The sequence below is a fragment of the Thermaerobacillus caldiproteolyticus genome (assembly GCF_013761245.1).
Lineage (GTDB): Bacteria > Bacillota > Bacilli > Bacillales > Anoxybacillaceae > Thermaerobacillus > Thermaerobacillus caldiproteolyticus.
Window position 1 is genome coordinate 1 of record NZ_JACDUT010000009.1, and the last position, 15,510, is coordinate 15,510.

The 15,510-nt window shown below is 41.2% G+C and carries 16 protein-coding genes and 5 pseudogenes; 15 read left to right on the top strand and 6 right to left on the bottom strand.

Annotation, left to right across the window (positions count from 1 at the left end):
- Positions 1–274 precede the first annotated feature (274 nt).
- The 7 genes and pseudogenes from HNR31_RS13455 to HNR31_RS19355 form a co-directional block, all read left to right on the top strand.
- Positions 275–549: pseudogene (locus HNR31_RS13455) on the top strand (transposase); the annotation flags it as partial.
- Between the two features lie 302 nt (positions 550–851).
- On the top strand, positions 852–1,571 hold the full coding sequence (locus HNR31_RS13460) for an ABC transporter ATP-binding protein (RefSeq protein ID WP_181556747.1): 720 nt from the start codon (positions 852–854) through the stop codon (positions 1,569–1,571).
- Positions 1,540–4,002 (top strand): ABC transporter permease, encoded by a 2,463-nt coding sequence (locus HNR31_RS13465; RefSeq protein WP_181556748.1) that lies wholly within the window; start codon positions 1,540–1,542, stop codon positions 4,000–4,002. The genes HNR31_RS13460 and HNR31_RS13465 overlap by 32 nt, the downstream gene beginning before the upstream one ends.
- A gap of 4 nt (positions 4,003–4,006) precedes the next feature.
- Positions 4,007–4,510: a PadR family transcriptional regulator gene (locus HNR31_RS13470; protein ID WP_181556749.1), complete on the top strand. Its 504-nt coding sequence runs from the start codon at positions 4,007–4,009 to the stop codon at positions 4,508–4,510.
- A 323-nt stretch (positions 4,511–4,833) separates the two neighbouring features.
- A complete protein-coding gene (locus HNR31_RS13475) occupies positions 4,834–5,079 on the top strand; it encodes a hypothetical protein (RefSeq protein ID WP_181556750.1) in 246 nt (81 codons plus the stop codon).
- A gap of 139 nt (positions 5,080–5,218) precedes the next feature.
- Positions 5,219–5,377, top strand: coding sequence for a DUF2281 domain-containing protein (locus HNR31_RS13480; RefSeq protein ID WP_181556751.1), 159 nt, complete (start codon positions 5,219–5,221; stop codon positions 5,375–5,377).
- Positions 5,378–5,408: 31 nt separating this feature from the next.
- Complete coding sequence (locus HNR31_RS19355) at positions 5,409–5,567, top strand: type II toxin-antitoxin system PemK/MazF family toxin (protein ID WP_220129538.1); 159 nt, start codon at positions 5,409–5,411, stop codon at positions 5,565–5,567.
- 107 nt (positions 5,568–5,674) lie between these two features.
- Here HNR31_RS19355 and hepT read toward each other — a convergent pair.
- The 3 genes and pseudogenes from hepT to HNR31_RS13500 all read right to left on the bottom strand — a co-directional run.
- A pseudogene (gene hepT / locus HNR31_RS13490) lies at positions 5,675–5,905 on the bottom strand (type VII toxin-antitoxin system HepT family RNase toxin); the annotation flags it as partial.
- The gene (mntA, locus tag HNR31_RS13495) at positions 5,895–6,302 is read right to left on the bottom strand and encodes a type VII toxin-antitoxin system MntA family adenylyltransferase antitoxin (RefSeq protein WP_181556752.1); all 408 of its coding nucleotides are present in this window, start codon (positions 6,300–6,302) and stop codon (positions 5,895–5,897) included. The gene mntA and the pseudogene hepT, both read right to left, overlap by 11 nt.
- A gap of 373 nt (positions 6,303–6,675) precedes the next feature.
- Positions 6,676–7,539: an SDR family oxidoreductase gene (locus tag HNR31_RS13500; RefSeq protein WP_181556753.1), complete on the bottom strand. Its 864-nt coding sequence runs from the start codon at positions 7,537–7,539 to the stop codon at positions 6,676–6,678.
- A 674-nt stretch (positions 7,540–8,213) separates the two neighbouring features.
- Between HNR31_RS13500 and HNR31_RS13505 the strand changes: the two genes are divergently transcribed.
- The 7 genes and pseudogenes from HNR31_RS13505 to HNR31_RS19155 form a co-directional block, all read left to right on the top strand.
- Positions 8,214–8,528, top strand: a complete 315-nt coding sequence (locus HNR31_RS13505) for a DUF5082 domain-containing protein (protein WP_181556754.1) — start codon at positions 8,214–8,216, stop codon at positions 8,526–8,528.
- The gene (locus HNR31_RS13510) at positions 8,525–9,697 is read left to right on the top strand and encodes a pre-toxin TG domain-containing protein (protein WP_181556755.1); all 1,173 of its coding nucleotides are present in this window, start codon (positions 8,525–8,527) and stop codon (positions 9,695–9,697) included. The genes HNR31_RS13505 and HNR31_RS13510 overlap by 4 nt, the downstream gene beginning before the upstream one ends.
- A 10-nt stretch (positions 9,698–9,707) precedes the next feature.
- The gene (locus tag HNR31_RS13515) at positions 9,708–10,124 is read left to right on the top strand and encodes an immunity 70 family protein (RefSeq protein WP_181556890.1); all 417 of its coding nucleotides are present in this window, start codon (positions 9,708–9,710) and stop codon (positions 10,122–10,124) included.
- A 258-nt stretch (positions 10,125–10,382) separates the two neighbouring features.
- Positions 10,383–10,812, top strand: a pseudogene (locus HNR31_RS13520) (RNase A-like domain-containing protein); the annotation flags it as partial.
- On the top strand, positions 10,812–11,135 hold the full coding sequence (locus HNR31_RS13525; protein WP_374058317.1) for a contact-dependent growth inhibition system immunity protein: 324 nt from the start codon (positions 10,812–10,814) through the stop codon (positions 11,133–11,135). The pseudogene HNR31_RS13520 and the gene HNR31_RS13525, both read left to right, overlap by 1 nt.
- 93 nt (positions 11,136–11,228) lie before the next feature.
- Entirely contained in the window at positions 11,229–11,474 is a 246-nt protein-coding gene (locus tag HNR31_RS13530; RefSeq protein WP_181556757.1) for a DNA-binding protein, read from the top strand.
- Positions 11,475–11,721: 247 nt separating this feature from the next.
- Positions 11,722–12,156 (top strand): annotated as a pseudogene (locus HNR31_RS19155) (IS1634 family transposase); the annotation flags it as partial.
- 157 nt (positions 12,157–12,313) lie between these two features.
- Here HNR31_RS19155 and HNR31_RS13540 read toward each other — a convergent pair.
- Positions 12,314–13,645: an APC family permease gene (locus HNR31_RS13540; RefSeq protein WP_181556759.1), complete on the bottom strand. Its 1,332-nt coding sequence runs from the start codon at positions 13,643–13,645 to the stop codon at positions 12,314–12,316.
- A 299-nt stretch (positions 13,646–13,944) separates the two neighbouring features.
- On the opposite strand from HNR31_RS13540, the pseudogene HNR31_RS18860 reads away from it, so the two are divergent.
- Positions 13,945–14,034: pseudogene (locus HNR31_RS18860) on the top strand (hypothetical protein); the annotation flags it as partial.
- A 17-nt stretch (positions 14,035–14,051) separates the two neighbouring features.
- Here the strand turns inward: HNR31_RS18860 and HNR31_RS18865 are convergent.
- Positions 14,052–14,186, bottom strand: a complete 135-nt coding sequence (locus HNR31_RS18865; RefSeq protein WP_258561096.1) for a hypothetical protein — start codon at positions 14,184–14,186, stop codon at positions 14,052–14,054.
- An 82-nt stretch (positions 14,187–14,268) separates the two neighbouring features.
- On the bottom strand, positions 14,269–15,393 hold the full coding sequence (locus HNR31_RS13550) for an NAD(P)/FAD-dependent oxidoreductase (protein ID WP_181556760.1): 1,125 nt from the start codon (positions 15,391–15,393) through the stop codon (positions 14,269–14,271).
- Positions 15,394–15,510: the final 117 nt, after the last annotated feature.

The following is a 15,510-nucleotide window of genomic DNA, read 5'->3' on the forward strand; positions in this document are numbered from 1 at the left end:
ATTCATCCGCTCCTTTGATTCATCTGTTTAGGAGCAGTATAGACAAGAATAGGCATTGGTTAAACATGTCGGAATTTCAAACTGAATTTATATAAGAAGGAATCGAAGTTAAAGCTAGAAAAGCAAGACAAAATCAAATTCGTCCGCAAACATTTTGAAGCCAGTGGCACAACTATCAATTTCGGTGGACTAGATAAAGATGTTAAAGAGGAGAGATTCTAAAATGGCACAATACCAGATTAACGTAGATCAGAAACTTTTGCAGCAATGAATCCTCCTAGAAGCCGGACTTGATGATACAACGGCTGTTCCTCACTCTCTAAGAGATATCGTAAGCGTCTGCGCACCACCAACAGCGCCGAACGTCTGAATGAAGAGGTTCGTAGACGGGAACGAGTCATCGGCATCTTCCTGAATCGTCAGTCTGGCATCCGTCTGCTCATGAAACAGGACGAGAAGTGGGCTAGCGGCAGGAAATGCATTAACATGGAGGAATATCTGGCTTGGCGTAAAGCTCGTTCTGCTAAGTCCAATGGCAGAATGACATGAATCATGTAAGCTTCACTTCAAGAGGCGGATGATAGCCTGTCGGGCTATGTGAAATCCCTTCGCCACTTCACTAGACATTTGTGCCCCGTAAGAGGCTCCTTGTCAGGCCGTCAACTTCATTCTTTGACCGAGAATAAAGTTACACATAAATTTGAATTTGATCATATATCTAAAATAATATATACTAAGTATACATCGTTTTGGTTTTGGGAACCAAAAAATAATTATAAATTCAATATACCCTCTTTTATATAGTATATACTAAATATATAAAAGGAGGGATAAATAATGGAGGGAACGCTATGATTAAAGTTAGCAATCTAACTAAAGAATTTTTGCAGGGGCAAGAGAGAACACAGGTGTTGAAAGGCGTAGATTTGAATATTAAAGAAGGCGAATTTGTAGCGATAATGGGACCCAGTGGCTCCGGAAAAAGCACTTTGCTGCAACTAATGGGAGGACTTGACGTACCGACCGCTGGAGATATACAAATTGACGGGAAATATTTAAATAAGATGAGCGAAAAAGAAAGAACGATATTCCGGAGACAAAAACTGGGGTTCGTTTTTCAAAATTATCAACTGCTTCCGACTTTAACTGTAGAAGAAAATATCGCGTTTCCTCTTCATGCTGACGGCAAACTGACAAAGGAGAAGAGTCGGGTGATCCATGAATTGATTCAGGCCGTAGGGTTGGAAGGACTTCATCGCAAACGCGCCAATTTGCTCAGTGGCGGTCAACAGCAGCGTGTTGCTATCGCCAGGGCACTCGTGAATAACCCGACTGTTTTATTAGCTGATGAACCGACAGGGAATTTGGACAGAGCCAATGCAGAAGAAATTCTGCGGCTATTATCAGCCTTCCATCGTGAAAACAGACAAACGATCGTGATGGTTACCCATGATATTTTTGCAGCCGGATTTGCGGATCGGATTATTCTTTTCAGGGACGGAGGCATCGATCAGGTGGTATCGAGGGAGGAGGGCGACTATGCTAAATATTTGGCGAATTTCATGGCGTAATATCACTCATAACAAAAAACGTTTTTTTTTAACCTTGTTTGCGATTATACTGGGAACATCTTTTATAACCTCTATGCTGGTAGCCGATAAAACAACTAGAGACGTTTTTAATTACTACACGGATATGTATGTAGCCAATGCAGATTATTGGGTTTTAAGCGATAAGCATACTTATCCGGAAAAAATGATTGCACCTGTTCAAGATAATCCTCATGTTACGAATATGCTGCTTGTTCTCCAAAAGCAAGCGTTCTTTGAACTTGAAGACGCTCACTCTCTAAGTCAGAGATCTATACGAATTATCGGAGTCAGTGACCAAAACAGTCCGTTACTGGTGCTTCCTGTGATTGAAGGCAGTTTGGATAATGAAGGGGTCATATTGCCGAAAACTGTTGCAACCCTTTTAGGAAAAAAGGTTGGGGATACGGTTCGGTTTGAAGGTTTGGGAGAGGCAAAAGTGTCTGCTATTGTCGAGTATACGCAGCTGCTTGCAAGTCCTAGTGATTGGGACAGTGCCGAATCAACCAGTTTTCGTATTATAGCTCCACTCGATATGTTAAGAGAGTGGGCAGGCAAACATGATGAGATTTCTTATATGCGGTTTCAGGTCAACGGAGATGGCAAGGACCTCTTTCATTCCTTACAGCAACAGTTCCGTGGGTCAGGTGTGTTCATTCAGCCTGTTGTTGCAGATGACCTTCAGAACAACGATATTAGCGGCCTCTATACCTTCTTTTATATTGTCGCCGGTTTATCGATGTTGGTCAGCGGGTTTATCGTCTTTAACACGATTTATACAAGCGTGATCGAAAGAAAAAAAGAATTTGCCATAATGAAAAGCTTCGGTTACACACATCGTTCTGTGTCCACGCTTGTGCTCATTGAAATCGTACTTTTGTCATTGATCGGTACAGCCATCGGTGTTCCGCTTGGTATATGGCTCGGTGATCTGTTTATGCAGGCACTGCTCAGTATGCTTCAATTTGATATAGTTTATACTTTAAATTGGAGATTGCCGGCGATGATGGCGGTGATTGTTGGAGTTCTGTTCCCTGTCCTGTTTTCGCTTTTCCCGATTTACAATGCAGGCAGAACGTCGATTTTATTGACGTTAAAAATGGCCAGCCAATCGAAGGGATCATCAAGACCTTCGCTGATTAGAGCTGTAGTTGGCGTGGCGCTTCTATGCTTTGTGTTTATCGACCACTCTGTAACTTATGCAGCCGTCTTGTCAGGTGTCATTCTTTTGTTTCCTTTGCTGTTGGCCGGTTTAAGCAAAATAATAAAACCCGCTTTAAATATTCTTTTTCATTATGCGGGGAGTTTGGCTGCCAAAAACCTCTTTCAACAAATCAATCGCAATGCAAATACGGCCGCGATACTCGGCATCGGTATTTCGGTTATTTTATTGCTTGGCGCGGTGGTGGAATCAGCTCCGGAAGGATATGAGCAAGAAATCAGGAATACGTATGGGGGGGATATAAGACTTACGTCTGAAGTGCCTTGGTCTGCTGAAGATATAACGAAATTGCGTTCTTATGATGGAGTTGCAGGCGTTGAGCCATTAATGGAAGCGACCCCGATTACGTGGAAAACGGTTGACGGCACAAGCAGACAATTTTCTGTTTTTGCCGTAAGTGAAGATAGTCCGTCGTTATTTGCCGATCAAAATGAGAAAAAACTGTATAACCGGTTAAAACAGCAAAATGCTGTGCTGCTTGGAGAACGTGCGTTTGATGAATGGGGCGGGGAGATTGGGCAGAGCATTCGGATGAACACGCCAAACGGTGAACAATCTTATGAGGTGATTGGAGTTGTAAAAACATCGCATTATTCCGGTTATGTCGCGTTTATGGATGAGGAACGTCTCAAGGAGGAATTTGGATGGACAAAAAGCTTTGATTTGCTGCTTACTGTTAACAGCGAAGCGGCCAGTTCCATCCGAGACAGGGTATGGTCTGATTTTCGCGATCATCTGTCAAAGGTTCAAACGGTTGAAGATGAAATTGAGTCCACTACTTCAACGATTTCCGGTATGAATGAACTGATCTTGATATTGCTGTTTATGATCATCGGGTTAGCCAGTATCGGCACAGCCAACACCCTTTTGATGAACACGCTGGAACGCGTCTCCGAGATCGGAACGATGCGGGCTCTTGGGTTTACTAAACAACAGGTTAGAAATATGATAATCGCCGAAGGATTGCTCGTTGGGTTATCCGGAGTTATTGGTGGAATAGCAGCCGGGTTGATTTTAATCTATGTAACAAGTCAGTCTGAACTCATGGACGGATTTATGTCTTTCCGGCTGCCATATAGCAATATGATAGTGGCAGTGATATCCGGTGTTGCGTTGAGTCTATGCGCCGCCTGGATGGCCAGCAAAAGTGCCAGCAAAATGGATATCCAATCATCACTGAAAGAAGGTTGACAACTTGTCAGTTAAATATGGAATTTTGACATTGTTATGCCAAAAAAAACATCACGGATACGAATTGAAATTAGAATTGGATTCCCTTCTTGGCATTAAAGGCAAAATTAATCCCGGTCAGATCTATACTACGCTTGATCGCCTGATTCGTGATCAACTTGTCTCGTCCGCAGGAATGGACGACCAGGAAAGAAAATTATACGAGTTAACACCAAAAGGTAAAGATGAGTTGGAAAAATGGTTGCTGGAACCGGTGCCTTACACCACGACAAAAGAAGATTTTTTCTTTAAATGGAGCTGTGCCCGCAAGATTAATTTTGCCCAGGAAAAGAAAATGCTTGAACAGCAAAAAGCGATGGTGATTAAAGAAGTGATGGAATTGACCAAATTAAAAACAGAGTTGCTACTTCAAGGTGACGAAAGCAAATATTTATTGATCTCCGGTATTTTATTGCATTTAGAGGCGGATTTAAACTGGATGAATCAGGTTGAAAATCGAATCCGTTAAAAGCCGCCAAGTTCAAAGAAAAGTGCGGGCAGTATAAGTAGGATGAAAGAAGAATGGGCTTAGGATTGCGATTCTGGCATATCATTGGGAACTGTTTATCGTAGCGGAAGTGTTGTCTGTCATCTCCCTTTTATTATTTGACATATTTCGATATTTTTTTAGAAAACCAAAAACTCAGTATTTTGCTGAAAGCTGAAGCTTGGCTCGGGTTGTTTGTATGTCGGCAAACAGGGGAGATTTCAACGTTTCTCATTGTTATTACTATATTTGTCATTTATGCTTGTACTTTTGGAATATCCGGTTTTATCAGGTTAGATCGATGGATGAGGAATAAAATCGGTCAGCTGCGCGGTGTTGAACTGTTAACAGAAAAAGATTATGAAAAGATGAGACAAAACTGTGATCCGAAATATATCGCAAAAAAATATCGTATATCCTCGCTCATTCACCTGGTGTTATTCGTTGTGGGTCAAGCGATATTTTGGTCTATGGGGACGGACAGTATTGCTGAAATGAAACACTATTTAACATGTTCACTGAGAAGTCTCCCACCTCTAAGCGAAGTGTAGGTGGGAGAGGTTCATGTAATCAAGCGATTGACGAGTGTTAATGTGAGAGAAAATGGATTCTGAATCCTTCATTGCAGTTCATGTAGCTCTATCTATGGCATAATAATAATGCGAATTTTTCGAAAAAGAGAAATGAACGATGAGTACGGCTAAGGAAAAACTAATCGAGTTAATTCAGAAAATGTCTGAAAGCGAAATTGTAAAAGTGTTGGATTTTGTAGAGTATTTGATGAAAAAACAAGAGAAGCAACTTGTTCAAGATTTAAGTAAAGCAAGTGAAACAAGTATTGATTTCTAGAACAATGATATAGATGACGAGGTCTGGGATCATGTATAAGCAAGGTGATATTCTTCTTATCCCTATTCCTTTTAGTAATTTATCGATAACCAAACAACGACCGGTCCTTGTTTTGTCTAATGACAACTATAATCAATTCACTAAAGATTTACTGGTTGCTGCGATTACGTCTCAGCTTGTCTCAGCTTAAAGATATTGATTACTCTATTTTAATTACCCAAGATGATTTAGCAGAAGGGAATCTTAAAGTTACTTCTGCTATTAGAGCAGATAAAATTTATACTCTTCGTGCTGTTCTAAAAGAGAAAAAGCGTCTCGACTGTTTTGGGGGAGGCCTAGCTTTTTCTGTGCGACCATGTGCATCGCCAGGTCGATGCTTGCTTCACATGCTCGCTGGAGATTTAAGATAATGGAGTCTTGCTTCGTGTAGTTTTCTAAATGTTTCGGGTTGTTCTCATATTCTTCGTGAATGCGTTTTATGCACCGCTCGATCACGCTAATTTTATTTAAAATGACATCATTTTTCATAAACCGACCCGCTTTCATGAATGTTTCGCAAGATTTCCGTGCGTTCTTCATTCAATTTTGCGTACATCTTCAAGTCTCTCCATTCATATTCGGCTTTTTTCTGTTCATTTGTACAATAGATGACTTTGCCGTTACTGACCACTTGCGCCTGAAACACGGTTCTTGCTTGTTTGAGGTCCACAAGATCGACGTCCCGGTGCAGCCTGGATGCCAATTCTTGCGCAACCATAAATCGCTCATAATGATCCAATTGTTTTTGGTCGCTGAGAAAAGCGATATCAATGTCGCTGTCTTGATGAACATGTCCTGCAACCGTTGATCCAAACAAATAAATCAAATATGGGGACACCGTTTCGGTCAACACTTCAATAATGATTGGCTCGATCTGTTCAGTCAACACTGCCCCTCCTTTGCTTCGCCGCAATCCGGGCCATTTTCTTTCATTATATTACTTTTTATTTACTGCCTCAAACTTTGCGTAAAACTAAAAACTTCTCCTCAAGTTTTTGGATTATTGCAATCGCTTTTTTATAAGCCTTTTGTTTAAAAGTTCACCATCTACCTTGGAACGCTTATCCAAATTATCGTGAGCTTATTATATATTTATCAAAAAAATTTTTATAAATAACCTATTCATAAAAAATACATAATGATAAATCAATATGTCATAAATCAAAGGTGTTGATTATCTGGAAACAGAAAGAAAAAACAGGTCACATACCGGATAGACGGTTCGGTGACCTGTTTTTTTATTCGACTTATTTTAATCCTTAGACTTGCAAAGCTTGTTTTACAGTTTCTTTAAGAGGGGTCAAGGAGCCGATAAGTGTTTGTAGATCATCTGACGTTTTGGACGTTTCACCTTTAGAAACCGCGTCATAGATAACTGCTGTAAGTTCGGCAATAGGCTCAGGAAGACCAGCGTTTACGAGAATATTTTTCTCTTCTTCAAATGAGACAGACTGGTGCACGACTTTTTTGCCGGAAACCTCAGAGAGAATTTGAGCTAGATCGTCAAAGCTCCACGGTTGATTGGAAACAAGGTTATATGTTTTGTTTTCATGTCCTTCTTCTGTAAGAACCGTCGCGGCAGCCAAGGCAAGATCATTGCGGGTTACCGAATTAATTTTTCCACTTCCTGTATTCGTCACCACTGCTCCAGACTCTACGGATGCGCGCAGCCCTTCATTTACAAAAAGTTCTGTATATAAGGCGTTGCGCAGGAAAGTATAAGGAATACTGGTGGTACGAATTGCATATTCCGTAGCTAAATGAACGTGAGCAAGGGGCAATTTTGCCTCCTCAGCAAAGGCATACCCAGTATAAGCAATATGTTTTACTCCTGCATCTCTGGCTGCTTTTACGACATTTGCATGTTGAACGATACGGAGCGTATTATCAGTGTCGGGACTTGAGATAAAGAGCAGCTTGGAAGCGCCAGCAAAAGCCTTTTCAAGAGATTTCGGATCATCATAATCACCATGACGAACCTCCACTCCTTGATCGGCAAGAGCGGAGGCTTTTTCCACATTACGGGCGATGGCAATGATTTGACTTGCAGGCACTTTTTTGAGTAAATGTTGAATAACTAAACCTCCGAGTTGACCAGTAGCACCAGTAACGACGATTGACATTGAAAATATCCTTCCTTTCTTTTCATAAATTTTTGAGAGCAAGTGTAACTATCTTGATTACAACGTGCCCAATAATTAAATGCCGTTATAACCAAGTTGGTTACAACGCGCACAAGAATAGACATCGTTATAACCAAATCGGTTACAACTGACACGAAAAAATGAGCTCTTTGAAGAGCCGGTTTTCAAGAGATGAACTGCAATGGAGAAGTGACTGCTAAATTTTTTAAGCGCTTCAACCTCTCGTTGTAACCATTATAATTACATCGAAAATGAAAGTCAAATCTTATGTACCGTCAGGCAACGTGGAAGACCAAGGCCGTCAAAGCGGAAAAACTACGGTTGTTTTTTACACTTCAATCCAATCTATTCCGTCTCGTCAACCATTGGATGAGGAGGAACCAATATCATCATCGTCTTTGACATGGTTGTCCGGATTTTTCATTTTCGGCTTTTTGATCCCCTTCTTCACGATAATCGTTCCACGCATGAAAAAGTTTATTCGGTAAAACCATTATATTCCAAAAGAAACGTTCTATATGCTTAGTATGAAAGAATGGATGAATAAGGAAAAAGTCCTGGTTGTAATCTGGAAAATAGGAATATATCATGATTTCTCCTTATTTTACTTATGTTACCATTTAAGTATTGGATAAATGGGGGAGGGAATGAAGGTGTCATCCTTATTGGAATCCATCGAAAAAGAAGCAAAGCGCCGGGCTTATGCAGCTATGATCCGCTGCCTTCAATCCTATCAGGGGCAGGTAGAGGAAGCAGTGGATGAATTTCATCATGGCTCGCATTCTTTTTACCGCGCGAATGACGAGTATGTTCCACATTGGCAGGGCGAATCGAGGGGAGCGTATGAGTTGATATACGGGGACTTGCGGCAAATTGAAGCACGTATTGATACGACCGCAGACGAGCTTCTTCATGAAATCAGCAGGGAAATCGCCCGAATACAGCGAAAGATAGAGGAGTTGCAATGACGACGATTCGAGTTAAACCGGAAGAGCTGGAAACGGTAGCGAAGCATGTCCCCTATGCAGAAGACGCCTGCCAGCGTGCGCGAGCCTCGCTTTCGTGGGAACTTCCCTCTCTAGCCATGGAGATTCCCGGAATTGGCTCTGCCGCCATCCACGAACTTACAGACGAACTGATTCATTGGCTCCAGCGATATGAAGAAAAGCTGAATGAAGCGGAGGAACTGCTGTATCGGACGGCAGCGGCAATCAGACAGGCAGACCAAACGCTTGCCGATAACATGAAAGAATTTGGCTTAGAGCTTCTTGGCTGGTATGACTTGCAGCGAGTGTTTGGAGAATATGACCCGATCACTGGAGAACGGATTTCGGCAGGAGACCGCCTGCTTGCGGGAGGAATGTTATTGTTGACCATTATTCCTCCAGCCAAAGGGGCAGGCATTGCCGGAAAAGCGGCGGTGAAAGGAGCGAAAGAGGCAGCAACAGCAGCAGATGTTTCCAAATTGGTCTCGCAAATGAAACATGTTCTCCGCTATGATAAAATGATGTCTGTCTTTCAAGCGGTGTACCGCCAAGTCGTGAAGGCACCGATTACCAAAACGCTGCAATATTTTAAGAAGCAATGGAACGATCTTCTTGCCAGCGTTCCATCTGTCCAATGGCAGCCGGCCTTGGCGGGAATTGGTCCAGAGCCCCGTATATGGATGAGCGGAGCCGAGAAAGAAGTAAAAGAAACTACGATGAACATGATTGGCAAAACTAGGGGTGAGGTGGTTGGTAAGGGTACGGGTAATGCTAGACCGTCTTGGAGACAATCAGAAATTGACATAGGAAAAGAATATCCAGAATATAGTGCTCAAAAATCTTTCAAAAACGGAAAAGAAGTACCTTATGGGACAAAAGGAAGCTCAAGACCAGATTTTTATAGAGAAGGATTTAGTATAGAGGTAAAAAATTATAAAATTACTACCCCAAGTGGTAGAAGCAGATTAGTAAACAATATTTCTACCCAAGTTGAAAAACGATTAAGTGATTTGCCGAGAGGTACTAAACAAACTGTTATTATCGATATACGAGGACAAAACGTATCGGAAGAAATACTAGATGATTTGTATGATAGAATAATGAAAAAAACAAATGGTAAAGTAAATATTAGATTTAAAACTAATGAGTGAGGTGACAGAATTGGCTGTAGGTTTGAAAGTAAAATATTACTGGTATCCAATTGGTCATGGTGATTTTTTACATTCGTTTTTTTCAACAGTAAGCTATCATTTAGAGCCAAATGGTTGGGGAACAAAGTATCCTCTTTTATTAAACAAACTATATAATGGTAAACTTGAGTATAAATATATTAAAGATGTTATTAAAGAAATAGATGAAATTCAAGAAAGTTTGAAAAATTACAGTCCATCACAAGTCGTTTGGGATATCGAAGACCTTTCAAAAACACCTCCATGGGGAGATAATATAAGTGATGAAATTACAGACTTATCTAACTATTTTGTTACAAGTGATGGGGAAGATTTAATAACTATTTTAAAAAAAGCATTAAATAAAGCTTTAAAAATAAAGTCAGACATTGAAATAGAAAGTATTTAAGAAAGTTTAAACTATGATTTTTGATAACCTTGAATGGCTATAAGCCTTTCAAGGTTTTTTATTTTAAGGCTGATTATCTAAACGATACACTCGTTCAAGAAGCAATGAGAAGACCTTCTCGCCAGCGTTCCGTCTGTCCAATGGCAGCCAGCCTTGGCAGGAGTCGGCCCGGCGCCCCGCATGTGGATGAGCAAAGCTAAGGAAGAAGTAAAAGAAACTACGATGAACATGGTTGGCAAAACTGGGGATGAGGTGGTTGGTAAGGGTACGGGTAATGTTAAGCCTAAAGACTTTAGTCCTCTTACCCCCGGTGGAGGATTAGCAGCACATGAGGCAAGGGGTGGGCATTTGATTGCCAGACATGTTGGAAAGACGGATGCCGAGTTATTGCAGCGGTTAAAAGATAATCCTAAAATAACAGGAGCATCAACTTTTAAAGATAGAGCTACTGCTGAGAAAGTTGCTAGCGAAGTTTTAAACGATCCAAACAACAAAAAAATTATTCAAGCTTGGTTGAGTAATCCAAAAAGCAGCTCAACTTTGGTTCTGCCTTATCAGGGTACAGAAATTATTGGACGTGGGGTACAAAGAGGTTCTACGACAGTTGAACATATGAAGAATGCTAAGATAGTATTAAAGTAAGGATGGAGCAGGGAATTTCATTTTAACTGGTTATCGAACTAAATAATGGAATGGGGGGAACGATGCTTGTTAGTCAAAAATAATCCAGAAGATCCAGTTTTTCAGTTCTTGGCTGGGACTTTTCATCAAGACGCAGATTCGCCTGAAGAGGCATTACAAGAATTGTTAACAGAAGAAAGTAAAGAATATCTTGAATCTGCTATCGTATTTTTAACAGAATTCATTAATAGTGAGTATTCAGATGATGAAAAGAATGAATACATTCAACACTGTGCAGACGGAGTATATTTTCCTGCTCTTGGGCTAACTCCAATTCAATGGCTAAAAAGTGTAGTAGAACAATTAAAAGAAGCTGTAAAAGTAAAATAGGACTTAAATTCTTGAGTACCTTGACTGAGTGAAAACTCTTTCAAGGTTTCTTTTTTACTAGCAATGGGAATTATATTGGAAAGTGGTGAAAAAATGAGACAACCAACAAGAGAAGAAATAATTGATAAATTAAAAATGATTTTACTAGGAAAGCTAACACGAGAAGAAGTAGCAGATTGGGCTTCAGAATATGTAATGCAGGATGAGCCCAATATATCAGATGAAACTGTTTGGGAACTTTTACAAATTGTTTCCGGAGTTGATTTAAAAGATAGTCCAGATGAATATCTACATGTAGAACAAGACATTATAGATTGGATAAACAAGTATAGCAATTAAAAAAGTGTTAAATAACCTTGATTGTCTATATGCCTTTCAAGGTTTTTCTATTTTAAATCTAACAGCTATATCAAATAATAAAGTGAGATTACGTTTTCAGATTCGTCTAGCAAATGAAACCTGTTCTCCGCTATGATAAAATAATGTCTGTTTTTCTTGGTAAGAAAGATCAAATCCCCCTTGCCTTATACCCGAACTTCTTTCATCATGAACGATTTCGTTTGCGCTCTTTAGTAAAATTCATGCACGTCGTGCTTCCCGTTTTGTCTTCGTCATGACCGTTCTGGCCGAGTGACAGGGTAAAGCCATGGACGGAAAGGAGATTTTAGCCCTCTTGAGGGGTAAGTGAACGTAGAGATGAACTTCTCTTTCTTAAAGGATCTATTTTTACGGACAAAATTTACGTGAAGAAACCGAAACGGGTGCTGGCGTTGGGGGATCTGTTTTTGTCGGCGCTTGTCGTGTACCGAGTATTCCGCACCGGATGCGGCAAGTCATTACCAACGAATGTCCATTGAAGGGAGCGGGAAAGCGCAAGTTGACGAAACCGACGGGGCAAGCCATTTTTCAGCTATTTGCCTATGTGCAAGTTGTCGTTATCGAGTGTCCAAATGGGCAAAGGCAACGAAAATTAGGCCGGTCGCTGACGTATGAGCAGCAGAGAGTATTGCGAGAGTTGGGATTCCGAAACTTTAAAAAGAAGGATACGGAGAGTATTTGCATTGTTTTGAAAAAGAAAACCGCTAAACGGCCGCCGTTTAGCGGTTTTGCATTTTTTCAATCGTTGTGTTGTCAATACTGTTTCGGTGAACCAATGCGTTTTGAGGGTATGTATTCGTTTAGCTTGCTTTTTTCGCCGTTTTATTTTTGTGTTTGGTTGTAAGGCTCCAATAAATAGGAATTCCCGACAATGTGATTAACACAGAAAGAAAAGCATCGAGCGGATGATGGATGACGGTACTTCCAATAATGTAAATTGCTCCTACAGTCGCAACAATAGGCGTTACAGGATATAAAGGCACTTTATATAACGAATGATCGTGCTTCTGATTTTTCCGCAACAAAAATACAGCGTAAAATGCTAAGCCGTAAAATGAGAAAACGCTAAAAATAGCGATATCGGTCAAACGATCAGGGTTGGTCATTAACATCATTGCCACAGCGATCGCTATTTGTAAAACGGTTGCTTGAACAGGAGTGTGAAATGTTGGGTGAACGCGTGATAAGAAACGAGCGCCAGGGAAGAGTCCGTCTTCTGCCATCGCAAACGGCATACGTGGAAATGTTAAAATTTTTCCATTTAAACAACCGAAAATAGAAATTAAAATGCCGATCGCAATCATTTTTCCGCCTACATCACCAAATAGTAACATCGCGGCTTCTTTTGCGGCGTTCGGGCCAAGTTCAACAATTTTACTAGCAGGAAGTACGTGAAGGATCGCGATATTGACGGCTAAGTAGCAGAGCGTGACAACGACAATTCCAGTAATAATGGCTTTTGGTAACGTTTTTGCTGGATTTTTCATTTCGCCTGCCACAAATCCGACGTTCATCCAGCCGTCGTACGCCCAAAGCGTCGCTAATACAGCTGTACCTATGCTGATCGCCTGGCTGCTTTCGCTTTCCATTCCAAACACAGGCACATCTCCTTGAACCATTCCAAACACGATAATAAGGAAAATAGGAAGCAGTTTTGCTAATGTTAACAAGCTTTGGACAGCTCCGCCATATTGTGTTCCTAGTATGTTAATGAGTGCAAGAAAAAGAACAGCTAAAATTCCGATCCATGTTTCCGTCTGTTTCGAAAAACCGAACACCCCTGCAAATAGCGAACCAAAGTATAATCCGAGCGCTCCGATTACCGCTGGGCCGTAGATGATTGTTTGCACCCATCCGCATAAAAAGCTCCAAAACTTTCCGTACACCTCTTCGATATAAGCATACAGCCCTCCGGTTTTCGGAATTTTTGCGCTTACTTCTGCAATCGTTAAACCGCTCGCTAATGTAATGATGCCACCGATGACCCATGCCCATAGGGCCATTGTCGAATCACCGGCAGCGGCGATGACAACACCTGGTTTCATGAAAATACCGGAACCGATGACCGTACCGATGACTAAAGATGTTGCAGCGATAAAGCCGATGCTTTTTTTTAATTCAGCTTGCCCCATTTTGTTCACCTCAAAAAGACAAATGTTTTTGTTGTAAGTACTTGACCATTATAACATGAGATTAGTTAAATTGTTATTTTTCGAAAATTAAAATATTATAAAAATATTATAGAGAATCAACGTAATTTATTGACATAAATGAGTTTTTTTGTACACGATGAAACTTGTCATAATTTTCATGGTATAAATAATGGGATAATAAAAATTTGCGCGGAATATTACGGATCGAATCGAAGCAGTGACTAGATTCGATTCTCGTTGGCATCACAGACGAAGGCCGCGGCATTCCGAAAGAGCGAATGGCCAAGCTTGGTGAACAGTTCTACAGTACAAAAGAAAAAGAGAGAGGATTAGGGTTAATGATGAGTTTTAAAATTGTGGAAGTGCATGGCGGTGAAATGAAGAGTCATAGTGAAGAAGGAAAAGGAACGACCGTGTGTTTGCTTTTTTCCATTTCCTCAAAGCAGGAGAGCTGAGTACTTTCATCGGCCCTCTTTCTCTTTTTTACTTGTTCTTCACGTTTGGCAGCTTCACGCAACATTTTTCTAAAAAGCCCCCTCTCCATAATGCAATGTAGGCGAGAGGGGGGATTCGGGAACGCTTCCTTATTGACTCTAGGGGTTTTATTCTATTTCTTTAATGGCCCCAGCGACATCATAGTCAAGAGGGTCTAGTTCTGTTGGTTTTCCGAGCACGAGCTTTGCCAGTTCAGAACCTAAGTAAGGACCAGCCGTGAGCCCTGATGCGCCTAATCCGTTGGCCACATAGATGCCTTCGAACCCTGGAATCGCTCCAAAGACCGGAAGAAACCCAGGTGTGTATGGACGAAACCCAACTCTTGTTTCAAAATGAGTGCAATTGGCTAGCCCTGGTGCTGCGGTTAACGCTTTGTCTAATACTTCATGCAATCCACCAGCCGTTACTCTGTAGTCGAAGCCAACTTCATCTTCATGAGTCGCACCGACAACAATCCGGCCATCTTTAAAGGCAAGGAGATATTGGTTGTTTGGCGGCATGACAACGGGCCAGTTGTCTGTATCCCGTTCCGGTCTTTCAAGGTGAACGATTTGTGCTCTTTGCGGCGTTACTAAAAATTCAATGCCTAACGGCAGAAGCAGCTCTTTTGACCACGCACCAGCCGTTGCAATGACGGCATTTCCTACATATTGTCTTCCTTCAACCTCGACACCGATTACTTGAGCACCTTGATGGATAAGTTTGGCGTTTCCTTTGATATAAGTAGCCCCAAGCTTTTGCGCTACCCGAATTAAGGAATCGCGAAGTGCTCTTCCATTAACGCGAGCGGCGCCACTGACGTGAATGGAGTGATATTCCTCTGCCAATGGTGGAAATAATACCTTTGTTTCCTCAGGAGACAGTCGGGTAATTTCGCCCATTTCTGGTGCGCTTTCACGACGTTGTAATGCTCTTTCCTCGATCTTTTGAAGCTTCTCTTCATCTGTATGGAGACAGATGGCTCCTACACGCGCATATCCCGTTTCCGTTTCACCATAGGATTTCAGTTCTTCTATTAAAGTAGGGTAAAATTTCGCTCCGCCTTTCGCTAAACGATACCAAAGCTTATTTCGACGCTGGGACACCCATGGACAAACAATCCCAGCCGCGGCATCCGTTGCTTGGCCTTTGTCACCTCTGTCGATTAACGTCACAGCAGCTCCTTCTTTTGCCAAGTGATAAACGGTAGACGCTCCTAATATTCCAGCTCCAACGACTATGTATGATTTCATAAAAAACACCTTTTCTATTTTTTCTTTTTTCCATCATTAGAATAGCACATGATGAAGCATTTGCGAAAAGAAACAAGGGGATCATTTATTTCAATTCAATATTTGTAGTGAATATCA